General features: G+C 69.4%; 15 protein-coding genes. 3 read left to right on the top strand and 12 right to left on the bottom strand.

Features of this window, described 5'->3' with window-relative positions:
* Nucleotides 1-26: 26 nt before the first annotated feature.
* Complete coding sequence (locus tag ATC03_RS01700) at nucleotides 27-2141, top strand: carbohydrate binding domain-containing protein (protein ID WP_084003187.1); 2115 nt, start codon at nucleotides 27-29, stop codon at nucleotides 2139-2141.
* Between the two features lie 167 nt (nucleotides 2142-2308).
* Here ATC03_RS01700 and ccsB read toward each other — a convergent pair whose 3' ends face one another.
* The 5 genes from ccsB to ATC03_RS01675 are packed head-to-tail and all read right to left on the bottom strand — an operon-like array spanning nucleotide 2309 to nucleotide 7188.
* Nucleotides 2309-3343 (bottom strand): c-type cytochrome biogenesis protein CcsB, encoded by a 1035-nt coding sequence (ccsB, locus tag ATC03_RS01695; RefSeq protein ID WP_067881105.1) that lies wholly within the window; start codon nucleotides 3341-3343, stop codon nucleotides 2309-2311.
* A 52-nt stretch (nucleotides 3344-3395) separates the two neighbouring features.
* Complete coding sequence (gene resB, locus ATC03_RS01690; RefSeq protein WP_067872363.1) at nucleotides 3396-5189, bottom strand: cytochrome c biogenesis protein ResB; 1794 nt, start codon at nucleotides 5187-5189, stop codon at nucleotides 3396-3398.
* Nucleotides 5173-5928, bottom strand: coding sequence for a cytochrome c biogenesis CcdA family protein (locus ATC03_RS01685; RefSeq protein ID WP_067872359.1), 756 nt, complete (start codon nucleotides 5926-5928; stop codon nucleotides 5173-5175). Before ATC03_RS01685 ends, resB begins: the two co-directional genes overlap by 17 nt.
* 1 nt (nucleotide 5929) lies before the next feature.
* The gene (locus ATC03_RS01680; protein ID WP_067872355.1) at nucleotides 5930-6544 is read right to left on the bottom strand and encodes a TlpA family protein disulfide reductase; all 615 of its coding nucleotides are present in this window, start codon (nucleotides 6542-6544) and stop codon (nucleotides 5930-5932) included.
* On the bottom strand, nucleotides 6544-7188 hold the full coding sequence (locus ATC03_RS01675) for a histidine phosphatase family protein (RefSeq protein WP_067872352.1): 645 nt from the start codon (nucleotides 7186-7188) through the stop codon (nucleotides 6544-6546). Before ATC03_RS01675 ends, ATC03_RS01680 begins: the two co-directional genes overlap by 1 nt.
* A gap of 122 nt (nucleotides 7189-7310) precedes the next feature.
* On the opposite strand from ATC03_RS01675, the gene aspS reads away from it, so the two are divergent.
* Entirely contained in the window at nucleotides 7311-8669 is a 1359-nt protein-coding gene (gene aspS, locus ATC03_RS01670; protein WP_067872350.1) for an aspartate--tRNA(Asn) ligase, read from the top strand.
* Here the strand turns inward: aspS and ATC03_RS01665 are convergent.
* From ATC03_RS01665 to ATC03_RS19690, 6 genes are all read right to left on the bottom strand, one after another.
* Nucleotides 8666-10312 carry a SulP family inorganic anion transporter gene (locus ATC03_RS01665; protein ID WP_067872347.1) on the bottom strand — a complete coding sequence of 549 codons (1647 nt, stop codon included), beginning with the start codon at nucleotides 10310-10312 and terminating at the stop codon, nucleotides 8666-8668. The two genes, aspS and ATC03_RS01665, sit on opposite strands and share 4 nt — an antisense overlap.
* Nucleotides 10309-11238: an HAD family hydrolase gene (locus tag ATC03_RS01660; RefSeq protein WP_067872344.1), complete on the bottom strand. Its 930-nt coding sequence runs from the start codon at nucleotides 11236-11238 to the stop codon at nucleotides 10309-10311. The genes ATC03_RS01665 and ATC03_RS01660 overlap by 4 nt, the downstream gene beginning before the upstream one ends.
* Before the next feature lie 10 nt (nucleotides 11239-11248).
* Nucleotides 11249-13615 (bottom strand): arylsulfatase, encoded by a 2367-nt coding sequence (locus ATC03_RS01655; RefSeq protein WP_067872341.1) that lies wholly within the window; start codon nucleotides 13613-13615, stop codon nucleotides 11249-11251.
* Nucleotides 13616-13713: 98 nt separating this feature from the next.
* Nucleotides 13714-16071 (bottom strand): arylsulfatase, encoded by a 2358-nt coding sequence (locus tag ATC03_RS01650; RefSeq protein WP_067872338.1) that lies wholly within the window; start codon nucleotides 16069-16071, stop codon nucleotides 13714-13716.
* A gap of 145 nt (nucleotides 16072-16216) precedes the next feature.
* A complete protein-coding gene (locus tag ATC03_RS01645; protein WP_067872334.1) occupies nucleotides 16217-16486 on the bottom strand; it encodes a glutaredoxin family protein in 270 nt (89 codons plus the stop codon).
* A gap of 164 nt (nucleotides 16487-16650) precedes the next feature.
* A complete protein-coding gene (locus tag ATC03_RS19690) occupies nucleotides 16651-16749 on the bottom strand; it encodes a 30S ribosomal protein bS22 (RefSeq protein ID WP_003792170.1) in 99 nt (32 codons plus the stop codon).
* Between the two features lie 118 nt (nucleotides 16750-16867).
* On the opposite strand from ATC03_RS19690, the gene ATC03_RS01640 reads away from it, so the two are divergent.
* Nucleotides 16868-17377 (top strand): GNAT family N-acetyltransferase, encoded by a 510-nt coding sequence (locus ATC03_RS01640; RefSeq protein WP_067872331.1) that lies wholly within the window; start codon nucleotides 16868-16870, stop codon nucleotides 17375-17377.
* Nucleotides 17378-17438: 61 nt separating this feature from the next.
* Here the strand turns inward: ATC03_RS01640 and ATC03_RS01635 are convergent, their stop codons facing one another.
* Nucleotides 17439-17879, bottom strand: a complete 441-nt coding sequence (locus ATC03_RS01635; protein WP_067872329.1) for an ArsR/SmtB family transcription factor — start codon at nucleotides 17877-17879, stop codon at nucleotides 17439-17441.
* Nucleotides 17880-17885 lie beyond the last annotated feature (6 nt).

The raw sequence follows: 17885 nt of genomic DNA, 5'->3' as shown, positions 1-17885 counted from the left end.
GCGTGAGGACACGAGGAAGAGTTCCCATGTCAGCCACCGTTCATCAGCGGGACGCGGTGCCCGCGACGCTCCGCAAGCGCTTGCGATATCTTGCAAGCGCAGCACTCATCGCCCTCATCGGCACCCTCATCTCGGCCACCGCCGTCGCGGCACCGGCCAACGCTGCAGCGCCGGGCCCGAAGGACACGACCGCGGTCCTGTTCTCGTGGACCTGGAATGCGATCGCGCGCGAGTGCACCGAGAACCTGGGCCCGGCGGGGTACGGGTTCGTGCAGACCTCCCCTCCGCAGGAGCACGTGCAGGGTCCGGAGTGGTGGACCTACTACCAGCCCGTCAGCTACAAGATCGAGTCCCGGCTCGGCACCCGGGCCGAGTTCAAGGCCATGGTCGACACCTGCCACACCGCCGGAGTGAAGGTCATCGCGGATGCCGTGATCAACCACATGTCGGGCAAGAGCGGCGGCGGTACCGGTTGGGCGGGTTCGTCGTTCCAGCACTACGACTACCCGGGCATCTACTCCTCGCAGGACTTCCACTCCTGCCGGCGCGACATCTCGAACTATCAGAACCGCACCGAGGTGCAGGAGTGCAACCTCGTGAACCTCTCCGACCTGAACACGTCCTCGTCGTACGTGCAGGGCAAGATCGCCGGGTACCTGAATGACCTCGTCTCGCTCGGGGTCGACGGGTTCCGCATCGACGCCGTCAAGCACATCGCCGCCAGCGACATGCAGGGCATCCTGTCCAAGGTCAACGACCGCGCCCGGCTGTACATCGTGCAGGAGGTGATCCGCGCCAACGAACCCATCCAGCCCGAGGAGTACACGTCGTACGGCGACATCCACGAGTTCGCGTTCGCCCGCAAGCTCAAGGAGGCCTTCGGCGGCGGCACCATCAACTGGCTCGTCACGGGCAACGGCATCGGGCCGTCATGGGCCGGCTTCCTGCCCAACCAGAACGCCGCCGTGTTCGTCGACAACCACGACACCGAACGCAACGGCGAGACCCTGTCCTACAAGGACGGCGCCGGCTACGACCTCGCGCAGATCTTCACCCTCGCCTGGAACTACGGCTCACCCTCGATCCACTCCGGCTACCAGTTCTCGAACAAGGAAGCCGGGCCGGCACTCGCCGGCAACGGCGAGGTCATCGACCCCGTCTGCGGACAGAACGGCTGGACCTGCAAGCACGCCCAGACGAACATCGAGAACATGGTCGGGTTCCGCAACACCACGTACGGCACCGCCGTCACGAACACCTGGTCCAACGGGTCGTCGGCCATCGCCTTCGGCCGCGGCGACAAGGGCTACGTCGCGATCAACCGCGGGGGCTCGCTCACGCGCACGTTCCAGACCTCGCTCCCCGCGGGCGGCTACTGCAACGTGACCGTCGGCCTGCCCACCACGAGCGGATGCACCGCCGGAGGCATCGTGACCGTGAACGCCGCGGGCCAGTTCACCGCGACCGTCGATGCCAACCAGGCCATCGCCCTCCACGTCGGAGCGAAGGCCGGGCAGGGCGGTACCGACCCCGGCACGGATCCGGGAACGAACCCGGGAACCGGCGACCTGACGGTCTACTACTCGACCTCGAAGGGGTGGACCGGATACAACGTGCACTACCGCGTCGGGGCGGGCGCCTGGACCACCGCGCCCGGAGTCGGGCTGACCGCCGCCTGCTCGGGCTGGGTGTCGAAGACCATCACCGGCGGCGCCTCGGGCATCACCGCCGCGTTCAACAACGGGTCCGGCACGTGGGACAACAACGGCGGGCGCGACTACGCGCTCTCCGGAGCGGTCGCCACGGTGAACGGCGGCGTCGTCGGCTCGACGAACCCGTGCGGCACGACGCAACCGGCCACGACGGCGACCGTCTACTACGCGACGGGATGGGCGAGCACGAACGTCCACTACCGGGTCGGCTCGGGCGCCTGGACCACCGCGCCCGGTGTCGCCATGGCGGACGCCTGCACCGGATGGAAGGTCAAGACGATCGACCTCGGCGGCTCGACCGGCCTCACCGCGGCCTTCAACAACGGGTCGGGCACGTGGGACAACAACGGCGGCAAGGACTACGCGATCGGCGCCGGAACGGTGAAGGTGTCGAACGGCACCGTCACCGCGGGCAACCCGTGTAGCTGAGAGACCTCGCGGCTGCCGAGACCTTCGGCGTCGCGAGCCGGGAAGGGGGCGGCGTCGGATCTCCGGCGTCGCCCTCTCGCGTGGACTCGACCATCGCACCGCGGAGACGCGCGAACGGGGCGCCGCCTCGTCGGCGACGCCCCGTTCGACGGTGACGCGAGTGAGGCTCAGAGCCCCGAGTAGGCGTGCAGTCCCTTGAAGAACAGGTTGACCACGGTGAAGTTGAACATGACCGTCGAGAAGCCGATGATCGCGAGCCACGCCGAGCGCGAACCGCGCCAGCCGCGCGTCGCGCGCGCGTGGATGTACCCGGCGTAGACCACCCAGATGATGAAGGTCCACACCTCCTTGGTGTCCCATCCCCAGTAGCGGCCCCAGGCCGCCTCGGCCCAGATCGCGCCGGCCATGAGCGTGAAGGTCCACAGGATGAACCCGATGATCGTCACCCGGTAGGCGAGGTTCTCGAGCGTCGCCGAGTTCGGCAGCGTCGCGAGGAACGAGCGCTTGACCTGCTTCGCGGTGGCGAGCATCGTCTCGCGGCGCGACTGCATGAGCTGCACGACCGAGAGTGCGAAGCCGAGCGCGAGGAATCCGACGGCCGAGGTCGCCACGAACACGTGGATGACGAGCCAGGCCGACTGCAGTGCCGGCGGCAGCGGCACCACGCTGACGTAGAAGTTGACGGTCGCGATGCCGAGCAGCACGAGCACGAGGCCCGTGATGAACGTGCCGAGGAAGCGCAGGTCGTGCTTCGAGACGACGAGCACGAGCAGGTACACCGTCGTGATGATGAGCGTGCCCGTGAGCGCGAACTCGTACATGTTCGCCCACGGCACCCGGCCGGCGGCGAGGCCGCGGGTGATGTCGGCGGCGAGGTGCAGCAACCACGCGATGACGGTCATGGCGACGGCGACGCGCAGCGACGGCGAGCGGCCGTAGGCCACCGACGCGCCGTCTGAGGGAGCAGCGGATGCCGCGCCGCGCCCGCCCTTCGTCGGCGAGCCCGTCGCCGTGCCCGTGCCCGAGACGCGCGCACCGACGGTGGAGGGTGCCCCCACGGTGGCCGGGGCGCCGACGGTCGCCGGGGTCGTCGCGGATGCGAGTGACGCCGCGGCCGCGGCATCCGCAGCACTGGCGGCCACCGCCGAACGGCGCGCGAGGTCGATCGCGTAGGCGATGAACGCGATCGCGTAGACGGCCATGGCCGAGTACACGAGGGTGATGGAGATCTCGTCGAGCGTCACGACTACAACCTTACGTCGTCGGTTTCGCCGGTTCACCGGCGGATTCGGGGTCTTCGGGGGCGGTAGCGGCGGGCTCGGGCTCGTCGCCGGCGCCGTCGTCGGTGTCGGCGTCGTCGTCATCGGCCGCGGTCGAGCCCGAGTGCTTGTCGGCGAACGCGGAGACCGCGTCGTCGAGCCCGGGGTCCTCGCCGCGGGCCAGGCCCGCGTACTCGAGCACGACGCCGCCGCCCGGGCGCTTCGCGGCCTTCACCCACATGCGGCGACGCGGGATGAAGAGCGACACGAGCAGGCCGGCGATGATCAGGATCGCGAAGACGAGCACCCAGATCTGCAGCGGGTCGCGGTGGATGTCGAAGCTCGCGAACCGGTCGACGCTCTGCGAGTAGTCGCCGTCGGCGACGTTCGGCTCGCTCTCGGGGGTCGCGTCCTCGAAGGTCACGGTGCCGAGCCCGTTCGGCAGGTCCTGGGTCTGGCCGGGCATGAGCTCGATCGAGTCGACGCCCGTCTTGCCGCCCGTGAGCTGCTCCATGGTCGACGGGTCGAGCGTGTAGACCGAGGTCGGCTTGCCGCCGTCGATGCCGAGGTCGCCCGAGTACACGTTGAGCGTGAGCACGGGATAGACGAGGTCGGGGTAGCTCGACGAGTACGCGCCGGAGTCGAGCGTGGTCTGCGTCGGGTAGAAGAAGCCGACCATGCCGAGCTGCTCGGGCATGCCGTCGGGCACCTTGACGACGCCGATCGAGGTGAGGTTCGCGTCCTGCGGCAGGAACGGGATCGCGTCGGTGAACACGACCTCGCCATCGGCGTTGCGCACGGTGATGGTGGGCGCGTAGCCGTTGCCGAGCAGGTACACGTCGGTGCCGTGCACGCGAAGCGGGTGATTGACCTTGACCTGCCCGGTCGTGGTCTCGTCGCTGCCGCGCGCGGTGATCTCGACGTTCGCCGTGAAGTCGATGGGCTGGCCGAGCGCCTTCTGGTTCTCGGTCTCGTAGACCGCTTCGAGGTCGGTGAGCTTCAGCTTGTAGGGGTCGAGGGTGGCGTCGTTGAAGAACCGGCCCGGGTTGAACGAGTCGAACGACGCGAGCGTGTTCACGAAGGACTGCCCCTCGACGACCACGCGCTGGCCCGCGAATCCGAACCCGCCGCCGATGCCGACCGCCACGAGGATGCCGAGCAGTGCCGTGTGGAACACGAGATTGCCCGTCTCGCGCAGGTACCCGCGCTCGGCGGAGACCGACGCCTCGCCGCGCAGGTCGTAGCGCTCGACTCGGTAGCCGGCGCGCTTGAGCTCCGACGCTGCACGCGTGATCGCGGCATCCGCCGTCTCACCCTCGGGAAGGACCCGCTCGGTGTAGCCGGCCAGCCGCGAGAGCCGCACGGGCGTGCGCGGCGGACGCGCGCGCAAGGCGTCGAAGTGGTGCTTCGTGCGCGGGATGACGCAGCCGACGAGCGACACGAACAGCAGCAGGTAGACGGCCGAGAACCACGCCGACGTGTACACGTCGAACATCTGGAACGAGTCGAGCACGGGCGCGAGGCCCGGGTTGTCCTGGAAGTACTGGGTGACGCCGTTGGGGTCGCTCGAGCGCTGCGGCACGAGCGAGCCCGGCACGGCCGCGATCGCGAGCAGGAGCAGCAGCAGGAGGGCGGTACGCATGCTCGTGAGCTGCCGCCAGGCGAAGCGCAGCCAGCCGACGAAGCCGAGCTTGGGCTGCGTGACGCCCGCCTCGCCCGGCGAGGGCTCGGGAGCGTCGATGTGGTCGTCGGGGCGCGCGAGCGCACCCGAGTCAGATCGCGGGGACAAAGCCGGAGATCACCGCCTGCAGTTCGTACATCCAGATGGTCCAGAGACCCGAGAGCATGAGCAGGCCGATCGCGATGAGCAGCGACCCGCCGATGATGTTGATCGTGCGGATGTGGCGGCGCACGAACGCGAGGGAGCCCGTGACCCAGCCGAAGCCGAGGGCGACGAGCAGGAACGGGATGCCGAGGCCGATGCAGTACGCGAGGCCGAGCAGGACGCTCCTCCACACCGAGCCCGAGTCGGCGCTCAGCGTCAGCACGACCGCGAGCGTCGGGCCGATGCACGGCGTCCAGCCGAGGCCGAACACGATGCCGAGCAGCGGTGCACCGCCGAGTCCGGTGGCCGGCCGCCACGAGGGCTTGATCGTGCGCTGCAGGAAGGTGAACTGCCCGATGAACACGAGGCCCATGACGATGAGCACGACGCCGAGCACGCGCGTGATGACGTCGCCGTACGCGTTGAACCAGGCTCCGGCGACGCCCGCCAGCAGGTTGAACGTGACGAACACGAGCGTGAAGCCGGCGATGAACAGCAGCACGCCGAGCACGAGGCGGCGACGGTGCCGACGCTCCTCCGCGGCATCCGCCGACGCCTCGACGAAGCCGCCGATGTAACCGAGGTAGCCCGGCACGAGCGGCAGCACGCACGGCGAGAGGAACGAGACGATGCCCGCGGCGAGCGCGATGGGAACGGCAGCGAGGAGTTGTCCGTTGAGGACGATCTCGCCGATGCCGCCCACGTCAGGCCTGCTCGTCGAGCACGCGGTCGACGAGCGACTCGAGGATCGACGCTTCGGTGAGCTGACCGAGCACCCGCGCGGCGATGCGGCCCTCGCGGTCGAGCACGATCGTCGTCGGCACGGCGGCCGGCGGCACGGGCCCGGCGAATGCGAGCTGCGCGACGCCCGACTCGACGTCGAGGATCGACGGGTAGGTCACGCCGTACTTCTGCTCGAAGGATGCCGCCGTGCCGGCCTGGTCGCGCACGTTCACGCCCACGAACGCGACGTCGGCCGCGTCGTCGGCGTAGCCCTGGTGCACCTCTTCGAGAATGGGCGACTCGACCCGGCACGGGGCGCAGCCCGCGTACCAGAAGTTCACGACCGTGACCTCGCCGAGCGTGTCGGCCGAGTCGAACGCGTCGCCCTCGGCGGTCTCGCCCGAGAACTCGATGGGTTCGCCGCGATCGGCCACGGCGTATTCGCTGATGCTGCCGTCGCCCGCGATGTAGTTCTTGCCGCTGCCCTCGCGGAACTGGTCGGCCAGCGGGTCGCTCGTGCACCCGGTGAGCAGCAGGGCGGATGCCGCGGCGAGCGCCGCTGCGCCGGTCGCGAGTCTGGCGAGGCGAGGCTTCATCACACGGCTCCCACGTCGGTGGCCTGCGCGGCGAGGCCGGAGGCGGGGTCACGGTAGTCGACCTCGACGAACCGGTCGCCGCGGCGCTCGAGCGTGGTGATGCTCGAGAGCGCGCAACGGCGACGGCGCGGGTCGTGCGCGAGCGAGAGGCCGGCGAGCCTGCGGTGCACCATCCAGATGGGCAGCTGGTGGCTGACGACGACGACGTCGCCCCCGTCGGCGGCCTGCCACGCGTCGTCGACGGCCGCGAGCATGCGCGTCGCGATCGAGCCGAACGGCTCGCCCCAGCTCGGCTCCCACGGGTTGACGAGGAACCGCCAGTTGCGCGCGTCGCCGAGTGCGCCGCCGCGACCGGTCATGCGCTTGCCCTCGAAGCGGTTCTCGGGCTCGATGACGCGCTCGTCGAGCGTCGGGGCGAAGCCGAAGGCGGCGGTCATGGGCTCGGCCGACTGCTGGGTGCGCTGCAGCGGCGAGGCGATAAGGGTGCTCACCGGCCGCCCGACGCGCACGAGTTCGTCGGCCGCGGCCTGCGCCATCTGCCGTCCGAGATCGGAGAGCCCGTAGCCCGGGAGTCGCCCGTAGAGCACGCCCTGGGGGTTGAACACCTCGCCATGGCGCACGAGATGGATCTGCTCGGCAGGCACGGTCTCCAGTCTAGGGATCGCGTTCCTTTGAAACCGCCGAGACCGCCGGCATCCGGGCTCTCGCTACCGCATTGACCGGTTAGCCGGATCGCACCCGGACGACCCCAGTAGGATGGACCCTCGTGAACGAACGCACCCTCGTCAAGAACCTCGCCGCCCTGCCCGACGGCCCCGTCACGATCGCCGGATGGGTCGAGACCGTCCGCGATCAGAAGAAGGTGCAGTTCGTCATCCTCCGCGATGAGTCCGGCGCCGTGCAGGTCGTGAACCCCGCGCTCCGCGAACTCCCCGAGCCCGTCGAGGGCGAGGCCGCCGACGAGACGGCGCCCGCGCGCCTCGCGACGACCGAGGCGATCTCGGCCCTCGCGCACGGTTCGTTCATCCGCGTGACGGGCGAGCTCAAGCACGACGAGCGCGTCAAGCTCGGCGGTCTCGAGGTCAAGCTCGCGACGCTCGAGGTCGTCTCGGAGTCCAACCCCGAGACGCCGATCGCGGCCGACTCGAGCCTCGACAAGCGCTTGGACTGGCGCTTCCTCGACCTGCGCAACCCGAAGCAGGCCCTCATCTTCCGCATCCAGACCACCTTCCTGCACGCGCTGCGCGGGGTCTGGGTCGAGAAGGGCCTCATCGAGATCCAGACGCCCAAGCTCATGGCCTCGGCCTCCGAGTCGCGCGCCGAGCTCTTCGAGGTCGACTACTTCGAGGGCAAGGCCTACCTCGCGCAGAGCCCCCAGTTCTTCAAGCAGATGGCGCAGGCTGCCGGCTTCGGCGGCATCTTCGAGGTCGGCCCGGCGTTCCGCGCCGACCCCTCGTTCACCTCGCGCCACGCGACCGAGTTCACCTCGGTCGACACCGAGATCAGCTGGATCGACTCGCACGAAGACGTCATGGCCCTGCACGAGGAGCTCCTCGTCGCCGGCTTCGAGGCCGTCGTCGCAAAGCACGGCGCCGAGATCCAGGAGCACTTCGGCATCGAGCTCGCGGTGCCCTCGCGCCCGTTCCCCCGCATCCCGCTGGCCGAGGCGAAGCAGATCGTCGCCGACCACGGCTACGTCGTGCCGCGCGCCGACGCCGACATGGACCCCGAGGGCGAGCGCCAGATCTCGGCGTACGTGAAGGAGACGTTCGGCCACGACTTCGTGTTCCTCACGGACTACGCCTCGAGCATCCGGCCGTTCTACCACATGCGCCACGAAGGCGACGCGAGCCTCACGAACTCCTACGACCTCATCTACAACGGTGTCGAGATCTCGACCGGAGCCCAGCGCGAGCACCGCGTCGACGTGCTCGTCGAGCAGGCGAAGGAGAAGGGGCTCGACCCCGAGGAGCTCGAGTTCTACCTCGACTTCTTCCGCTTCGGCGTTCCCCCGCACGGCGGCTTCGGCATGGGCCTCGCGCGCGTGCTGATGCTCATGCTCGGCGAGTCCTCGATCCGCGAGACGACGTTCCTCTTCCGGGGCCCGACGCGCCTGCTCCCCTAGTCGGCGGCGACTGATCCGCTGCGCGGCCCGGCGAGGGCGGCCTCGAGCGTCGGGTACACGCGCCCGGCCGACTCGAGGCCGCTGAACCAGCTCGTGCGACGGGCGATGTCTGCACCGCCGGAGGGCACTGCCGCCAGGCGGAGTTCGACGCCCTGGCCGGCGAGTTCCCGGTCGAGGTCGGCCAGTGTGTCGAGCACGGTGATCGAGGTCGTGACGAGGTGCGTGAGCTCGAGGGCCACGGCCCGCACCCCCGGAGTCGCGTCGACCGCGGCGAGCACGGCGTTCTCGTTCGCGAGCACATTCGCCGTGTAGAGCGGCCCCTCGAGGCGCACCGGCAGCACGTCGTCGACGACGGCATCGGTCACGACCCGCAGGCGGTTCAGTTCTCGCAGCACCACGACCAGCGTCGAGACCACGCCGATGGCGACGGCCGGCAGCAGGCCCGCGGTGAGGCCGACGACGGCCGTCGAGAGCGCGATCCAGAAGTCGACCCGGCTGATGCGCGCGAAGCGCACGAGCGAGCGGATGTCGATGAGCCCGATCACCGCGACGAACACCAGCGATGCGAGGGTCGCCTGCGGCAGGAGGCTGATGACCGGCGCGAGGAACAGCACGACGAGCAGGGCGAGCACCACGGTCGTGATCGACGCGAGTTGCGTGCGTGCGCCGGCCGCCTGGTTCACCGCGCTCTGCGAGAACCCGCCGGCCGCCGGCAGCGTCTGGAAGAACGAACCCACGGCGTTCGCCGCCCCGGTCGCGAACAACTCCTGATTGCTGTCGATCTGCGCCTCGCCGGGCTTGCGGATGCCGCGGGCGACCGCGGCCGACTCCAGCAGGGCCATCACGGCGATGGCGAGGGCGCCGGGCAGGAGCGCCCCGAGGTGCGCGAACGACGGCAGCTCGGGCGCCGGGAACCCCTGCGGCACCGGCGCGATGAGTTCCACGCCCGCGGCCTCGATGCCGCCGAACGCGACGAGGAGGATGCCGGCGGCCACGACCACGAGCGGCCCGGGCACCCGCGGCAGCCAGAGCTTCAGGCCAACGAGGACGACGATCGATCCGGCCGACAACGCGACCGTCGCGAGGTTCGCCGCGGGCAGCGCCTCGACGAGGGCCACGAGCGACCTGATGAACCCGTGCCCCGAGAAGTTCGTCGTCTCACCGAGCAGCTTCGGCAGCTGGCCCGCCGCGACGGTCGCGCCGACGCCGATCTGCACGCCCACGAGCGTGGCCTTCGAGATGTTCTCGACGAGGGATCCGAGCTTCGCCACGCGGGCGAGCAGGAGGATCACGCCGACGAGCAGCGTGAGCGCCATGAGGTCGGGCACCGGGTCGTCGGAGCCCGCCGCCACGCCCGCCGAGACCAAGGTCGTGGCCGTGAGCGTCGCGATGGTCGACGTCGTCGACACGCTCATGGCGCGGGAACCGCCGAGCATCGCGTACACGAGCATCGGCACCATGCACGTGTAGAGGCCGACCTGCACCGGAAGGTTCGCGATCGTCGCGTACGCCATGGCCTGCGGGATGACGACAGCTCCGGCGGAGAGCCCCGCGAGGATGTCGGGCCCGAGCCACGAGCGCCGGTATCCGCGAAGCGTCGGAATGAGGATCCGACGTCTCGCGGTCGCGGCTCCCGCGCTCACCCCGCCGCCGGGTCGACGAAGACGTTCGCCCAGTCGTCCTTGACGCTGACCACCGTGTACCCGCGCTCCTCGGCCGCGGCGAGCGCGGCATCCGCCCCCTTGTCATACGGCGGGTCGGCGCGATCGGGGTCGTCGTGGTGCACGAGCAGCGCGAGGCCGTCGCCCTTGCGGGTGAAGTCGAGCATCTGCATGTCGCCGTTGGAGTTGCCGCACGCGATGAGCGGGCGGCGCCCGATGCGGCTCCAGATGCGCACGGGCTTCTCGGGGCCGTCGTCGAAGAAGTCGAGGCCGGCTGCGTAGCGCACCTCGTGCGAGTCCTCGTCGTAGGCGAGCCCGAGCGCCGAGCCCACCACGTGCTCGGGCGGGATGCCGTAGTACTCCTGCGTCATGGGGCGCATGAAGTCGCGCTCGCCGCCCGAGACGATGTAGACCGTGAAGCCGTTCGCCTCGAGGTAGCGCAGCAGCTCGACCATGGGCCGGTAGACGGCATCCGCATACGGCGTGCCGAGCGTGAGGTGCTTCGCCGTCTCGTAGAACTCCGAGACGGATGCCGCGTAGTCGTGGACGCTCATGCCGGCGGTGACGCCGACGAGCGCGCCGATGAGCACCTTGAGGTCGCTGTCGTCGCCCTCGTAGTGCTTGTCGACGGCGCCACCGAGCCAGCCGAAGTCGTGCGTGACGGCGGCCTTGTACGGCTGCCGCTCGGCGAGCGACGGATCGGCCTCGGCCTGCTTGCGCCACTGCTCGACGACGTAGTGCAGCTGGGTCGGCATGGGCTTCTCGGTCCAGAGCGTGCCGTCGTTGTCGAAGACGGCGATGCGCTCGGATGCGGGAACCGAGCCGGGCCCATCGCCGCTCACGCGCTCGACGAACTCGACGATCGCCGCACGGGTGTCGGTGTCGCGCCACGATTCGAGGTCGGTCATGAGCGTCCTCCTACTGCTTCAGCATGGCGACGGCGAGCTTGTGCTCGTCGTCGATGAGGTGCGAGTGGTCGTCGTCGCCGAGGTCGATCCGCACCCAGTCGAGGGTTCCGGTGAACTCGTTGCCCTTGGCGGCGTAGTCGGTCGAGACCGGCGATGCCAGGTCGACGCCGACATCCGTCGTCTCGTCGAAGGTGAACTGGAACGGGATGGTCTTCTCCACCCGGCCCTCGCCGATCCGGGCTCCGTCGGCGAAGAGGGTGACGGTTCCGCCCTTGGCCAGGCCGCCGCCGTCGTAGTCGAAGTGCGCCCGCAACTCCGTCGTGCCGGCGGGCACGGGCGCGTCGGAGCGCACGATGTCGAGCTGGATGCCGAGCAGGTTGTAGGCGAAGGCCAGCTTGCCGCCGACTCCGTAGACCGACCAGCCTCCGTACGCTCCGCCCTGCGCGACGATCACTCCGTTGGCACCGCCCTCCGGCACCTCGACCTTCGCCGTCACCGTGAACGACTTGTTCTTGATGTTGATCGAGGAGTTCTCGCTGAGACGACGCATCCCCCGGTAGAGCTTCTGGCTCTGCGCCGTGATGAGCGCGGGCCGGCCGGCGATATCGGGATTCATGCGCTCAGCCGAGCGGATGTCGAGCGGCAGCACATTGAAGCGAGCGGCCTGGATCAGGAACAGCTGCTGGAGGTGGGCCAGCCGCTCGGGCTCCTCGGCCGCGAGGTCGTTGGACTGCGTCCAGTCCTCATCGACGTTGTACAGCTCCCAGACATCGTCGTCGAGGCCATGGCTGGAGGCGAGCCAGGGGTCCTTGTGCTTGGCGACGGCGGTCCAGCCCTTGTGGAAGATGGCGCGGTTGCCGAGCATCTCGAAGTACTGCGTGGTGTGCTGCTCGTCGGCTTCGGCGGCATCCGCTCCGAAGGTGTAGTTCATCGGGGTGCCCTCGTAGGGGCGCTGGGTCACGCCGTTCACCGTCGTGGGCTCCGGGATGCCGGCCGCCGCGAGCACCGTGGGTGCCACGTCGATGACGTGCGAGAACTGGTTCCGGATGCCGCCCTGCTCGACGCCGCCGTTCGGCCAGCTGACGATCGTGCCGTTGCGTGTGCCGCCCCAGTGCGACGCGACCTGCTTGGTCCACTGGTACGGGGTGTCCATGGCGTGCGCCCAACCCACCGCGTAGTGGTTGTACGAGTTCGGGGTGCCGATGTCGTCGATGTGCGCGGCGACGTACTCCTCGCTCTCGATCTCGTTCATGTGGTTGATCGTGAACCCCTCGTTGGTCGTGCCGTGCATCGAGCCCTCTGCCGAGGCGCCGTTGTCGCCGATGATGACGTAGACGAGGGTGTCGTCGAGGATGCCGAGCTCCTCGTAGGCGTCGAGCAGCTTGCCGACGTAGTGGTCGGCGTAGGAGAGGAAGCCGGCGTACACCTCCATCTGGCGGGCGAGGGCCGGCTTGATCACGTCGCTCATCTCGTCCCACGAGGGAATGCCGGGGCTGCGCTCGGTGAGCACGGCGTCGGCCGGGACGACGCCGAGCGCCAGCTGGCGGGCGAAGGTCTCCTTGCGCACCTCGTCCCAGCCCTGGTCGAACTTGCCCTTGTACTTGTCGGCCCATTCCTTCGGCACGTGGTGCGGGGCGTGCGTCGCCCCGGGCGCGAAGTAGGTGAAGAACGGCTTGTCGGGGGCCAGGGACTTCTGCTGGCGGGTCCAGTCGATGGCCTTGTCGGTCATGTCGGCCATGAAGTGGTAGCCCTCCTCGGGCGTTCCCCACGGCTCGACCGGCGAGGTGTTCTCGTAGATCGCCGGGTACCACTGGTTGGTCTCGCCGCCGAGGAACCCGTAGAAGTGCTCGAATCCGTTGCCGGGGCTGGGCCAACCGTCGAAGGGGCCGACGGCGCTGGCCTGCCATGCCGGGACCTCGTGGCACTTGCCGAACTGGCTGGTGTTGTAGCCGTTGAGCTTCAGCGTCTCGGCGAGGGGGGCGCAACTGTTCGGACGCAGCGAGTTGTAGCCGGGCGCGCTGGTCGCGATCTCGGTGATGCCGCCCATGCCGACGGTGTGGTGGTTGCGTCCAGAGAGCAGCGCCGCACGGGTGGGCGAGCACAGCGCCGTCGTGTGGAAGCGGGTGTACTTGAGGCCGGCCGCCGCGACGCGCTCGAAGTTCGGCGTCTGCACCGGGCCGCCGAACGCGCTCGACGCCCCGAAGCCCGTGTCGTCGATGAGCACGACGAGCACGTTCGGCGCCCCTTCGGGCGGCAGCAGGCGCTCGATCGGCGGGTAGTGCGTGTCGGGGTCGGTCGCGTCATACGTGACCGTTCCCGTGTACGCGAGATCGGGGATCGGGAGTGCCCCCCGCTGGATCTTGTCGTTGTTCGCCATGTGCGTCTTCGCTTCCCCTCACGGCGGGCCCCCGCCATCGTCGCGCCCGGTGCAACGATGTCGCGTGGCTCGAGCAGCACCACGCGGCATCCGCTCGCCTACTGGTGTCGCATCGCCGCCTGCAGCCACTCCTCCGGATCGATGAGGTGGCCGTGGTCGTCGGTGCCGAGATCGATCTGCGCCCAGTCGATCGTGCCCGTGAACCGGCCCTGCTCGGTCGCGTAGCCCTCGTACGCGGGCATGCCGGTGTCGATGCCGACGTCGAGTCCCTCGTCGAACGAGAAGTACATCGGATGCGTGCGCTTCACGGTCGCGGGGGTTCCGGATGTCGCGCCGTCGATGAAGAGCGTCACGGTGCCGCCTCGGCCGATGCCGCCGCCGTCGTAGGCGAACTCGGCGCGCACCTGGTGCTTCCCGGCACCGATCTCGGCGTCGGAGAGCGCGGTCGACCGGAGGAGCCCGCAGAAGTTGTAGTGGAAGCCGAGCCGGCCACCCTCGGCGAAGAACGACCAGCCGCCGGTGCGACCGCCCTGGGCGACGATCGCGCCGTCGAGCGAGCCGTCGTCGGGCACGACCACCTCGGCCGTCACCGACCACGACCGGTTCTTCACGTTGATCGCGACGTTCTCGTTGAGGCGCGTCATGCCCTCGTAGAGACGCAGGGTCTCGCCCTGCACGATCGTGGGCCGACCGGCGAACTCGGGGTTCATGCGCTGCGCCGCCCGGTCGTCGAGGGGGATGACGTTGTAGCGCGTCGCCTCGATGAGGAACAGCTGCTGCAGCTCGGCGAGCTTCGCGGGGTTCTGCTTCGCGAGATCGTTCGACTGGGTCCAGTCGACGGTGGTGTCGTAGAGCTCCCAGACGTCGTCGGAGAAGTCGGGGGCCGCGCCGACGACGTCCCACGGCGTGCGGTGGCGCGTCTGGGCCGTCCAGCCCCGGTGGTAGATGCCGCGGTTGCCCATGATCTCGAAGTACTGGGTGGTGTGCCGTTCGTCGGCGGCGGCGTCGTCGAACGAGTACGCCATCGAGACCCCGTGCATCGGCACCTGCGTGACGCCGTTCACGGTGTGCGGCTGCGCGAGCCCGGCGAGGTCGAGGATCGTCGGCGCGATGTCGATGACGTGGTGCCACTGGGTGCGCACCTCGCCCTGGGCCTTCACATTCGACGGCCAGTGCAGGATCGTGCCGTTGCGCGTTCCGCCGTAGTGCGACGCGACCTGCTTGGTCCACTGGTACGGCGTGCACATCGCGTGAGCCCAGCCCACCGCGTAGTGGTTGTACGCCTCGGGCCCGCCGATCTTGTCGAGGTTCTCGGCCCAGAACTCGGGCGTCTCGTACTCGGCGCCGCCGTTGGCCGCCGTCGAGAGCATGAACGCGCCGTTGAGGCCGCCCTCGGCCGAGGCGCCGTTGTCGCCGATGATGTACAGCACGAGCGTGTCGTCGAGGATGTCGAGGGCCTCGAGCGCGTCGATCACGCGACCGGTGTGGTGGTCGGCGTACTCGAGGAACGCGCCGTAGACCTCCATCTGGTGGGCGAGGATCGGCCGCATGGCCTCGTCGGTGTCCTCCCACGCGGGGATGCCCTCCGACCGCTCGGTGAGCACGGCGTCTTCGGGGATCACGCCGAGCGCCTTCTGGCGGTCGAACGTCTCCTCGCGCAGCTTGTCCCAGCCCTGGTCGTACTTGCCCTCGTGCTTGGCGATCCATTCCTTCGGCACGTGGTGCGGGGCGTGGGTCGCGCCGGGCGCGAAGTAGACGAAGAAGGGCTTGTCGGGCGTGAGCGCCTTCTGCTGGTTGATGTACTGGATCGTCTTGTCGGCCAGGTCGGGCATGAGGTGGTAGTCGGGGTCGGTCGGCGGCTCGATGAACCCGACGCCGTCGATGAGCGCCGGTGTCCACTGGTTGGTCTCGCCGCCGATGAAGCCGTAGAACTTCTCGAAGCCGCTGAACGCCGGCCAGTGGTCGAACGGGCCGGTCGGGCCGCTCTCCCACACGGGCACCTCGTGGCACTTGCCGAACTGCGCCGTGTTGTAGCCCGACTGGCGCAGGATCTCGGGCAACGGAACGCAGGAGTTGGGCCGCGTCGACCGGTAGCCGGGCGACGGGGTCGCGGTCTCGGTGATCTGGCCCATGCCCACCTGGTGGTGGTTGCGGCCCGAGAGCATCGCCGCGCGCGTCGGCGAGCAGATCGCCGTCGTGTGGAACCGGCTGTACCGCAGGCCGCCGCCGGCGAGGCGCTCGGCCGTCGGCATGGGCACCGGCCCGCCGAAGGCGCTCGACGCGCCGAAGCCCACGTCGTCGAGGAGCACGAGCAGCACGTTGGGAGCCTGCTTCGGAGGGCGCTTCATCTCGATCGGAGGAAGCTTCTCCTCCATCTTCTTCGCGTCCATGACCATCGGCCCGGTGTAGACCTGATCGGGAATCGGAAGGACTCCCCCTGGCAGAACGTCGCCCATGAATCGCCTCTCCCCGCATGCGAACGCGCCACCCCCCGGCGGCGCTGATCCCACCGTTTCATGCGGGTTCGGGAAAGACAAGGGTCCGCCCGCGAACGCGCAGGGAACCCTCGGACGACGGGCGTCGGGCGCGATCGGGCGCCGATCAGCCGGCGAGCAGCTTCGCCTTCAGGCGCACCGGATCGACGCGCCAGTACGCGTGCATCTCGCCGTCGACGAGCAGCACCGGGATCTCTTCGGCGTAGCGCTCGGCGAGGGAGGGGTCGTCGAGGATCGACCGCTCCTCGAGCACCGGCCGGCCACCGGCATCCGTCGCCTCGAACTCGGCGATGACGGCCTGCACGACCTCGCGCGCGTCGTCGCAGAGGTGGCAGCCGGGCTTGCCGATGAGGGTGAGACGGATGTCGCGGGCCATGGTCTCAGCCTACGCAGCGAGCGTCGGGCGAGGCAGGGTCTCGAGACGCTTCGCTCCTCGACCGGCGGAAGACGCTTCGCTCCTCGACCGGCGGAAGACCTCGCCCGGGTACAGCGAAAAGCGCCAGGCCGTGGGCCTGACGCTCTCAGCGGTGAAGCAGCGGACTACTTCTTGTTGCGACGCTGGTGACGCGTCTTGCGCAGCAGCTTGCGGTGCTTCTTCTTCGCCATACGCTTGCGGCGCTTCTTGATGACGGAACCCATCAGAACCTCACAGAAAAGATCGAGTCGGCCGCGCGAGTCGCAGCCGCAGGCAGAAAGCCTCGGGATAGTCTAGCCGATTCGAGGCGCACCCCTGATCACGGTGCGTTAGCGTCGAGGGATGCGCCGCCGCGAGCTCACCATCCGCACCACTCGTGAAGACGACTGGCCGCAGGTGCGCGACCTCCGCCTCGAGATGCTCGAGGACACCCCCATCGCGTTCGGCGAGACGCTCGAGCACGCACTGGGCGCCTCCGAGGCGATCTGGCGGCTGCGTGCAGCCCGCGGCACGACCCCCGGGCAGACCTCCGTCGTCGCGATCGACCGAGAGCGCTGGGTGGGCCACATGGGCGGATGGATTCCGGATGCCGCGGCCGACCCCCTGCTCGTGGGCGTCTACGTCTCCCCGGCGTACCGCGGCGACGCGCGCGGCGTCTCGCGTCGTCTGCTCGAGGCCGTCGAGGAGTGGGCGCTCGAGCACGGCGACGCATTGCGCCTCGAGGTGCACGAGCAGAACCCGCGGGCGATCGCGTTCTACGAGAAGCTCGGGTTCAGTCTCACCGGGCACACGCGCGCGTACGAGTTGGAGCCCGGCGGCCTCGAACTCGAGATGATCAAGCGGCTGCGCTGAGCGGGTCTCGATACGCTTCGCTACTCGACCACCGGGTAGTGCGTCTCGGGACGACTGCCGACTAGCGGTGCTTCTTGGGTCCGACGACCGCGCTGACCTGGTGCGCCGTCTCGGCGAACCTCTTGCCGAGCCTCGAGGCGAACGCGAGCTGCTCGGCCCGGAGGTCTTCGGAGTCGAGCGCCTCGGCGCCCGCGAGCTTCGCGGCGTCGGCCGCGGCATCCGAGGACATGAAGGGGATCAGCCAGTCCTCGAGGGTCTCGAGCGGACCCCGGTCGAGCCGGTAGTACCGGTGCTGGCCCTCTTCGCGGACGCTCACGAGACCGGCCTCGCGCAGCACCTTGAGGTGCTTGGAGACGGTCGGCTGGCTGAGGCCGAGGGAGGCGACGATCTCGGACACGCTGATCTCGCCGTGCGACTCGGGCGAGACGGACTCGCGCTCGAGCAGGACCGCAAGGATGTCGCGTCGGGTCGCGTCTGCCACCACGTCGAAGATGTCCGCCATGGTGCA

This window comes from Agromyces aureus, from assembly GCF_001660485.1.
Lineage (GTDB): Bacteria > Actinomycetota > Actinomycetes > Actinomycetales > Microbacteriaceae > Agromyces > Agromyces aureus.
The sequence above is the reverse complement of the archived record's forward strand: the minus strand, read 5'-3'. Positions and strand labels throughout refer to the sequence as shown.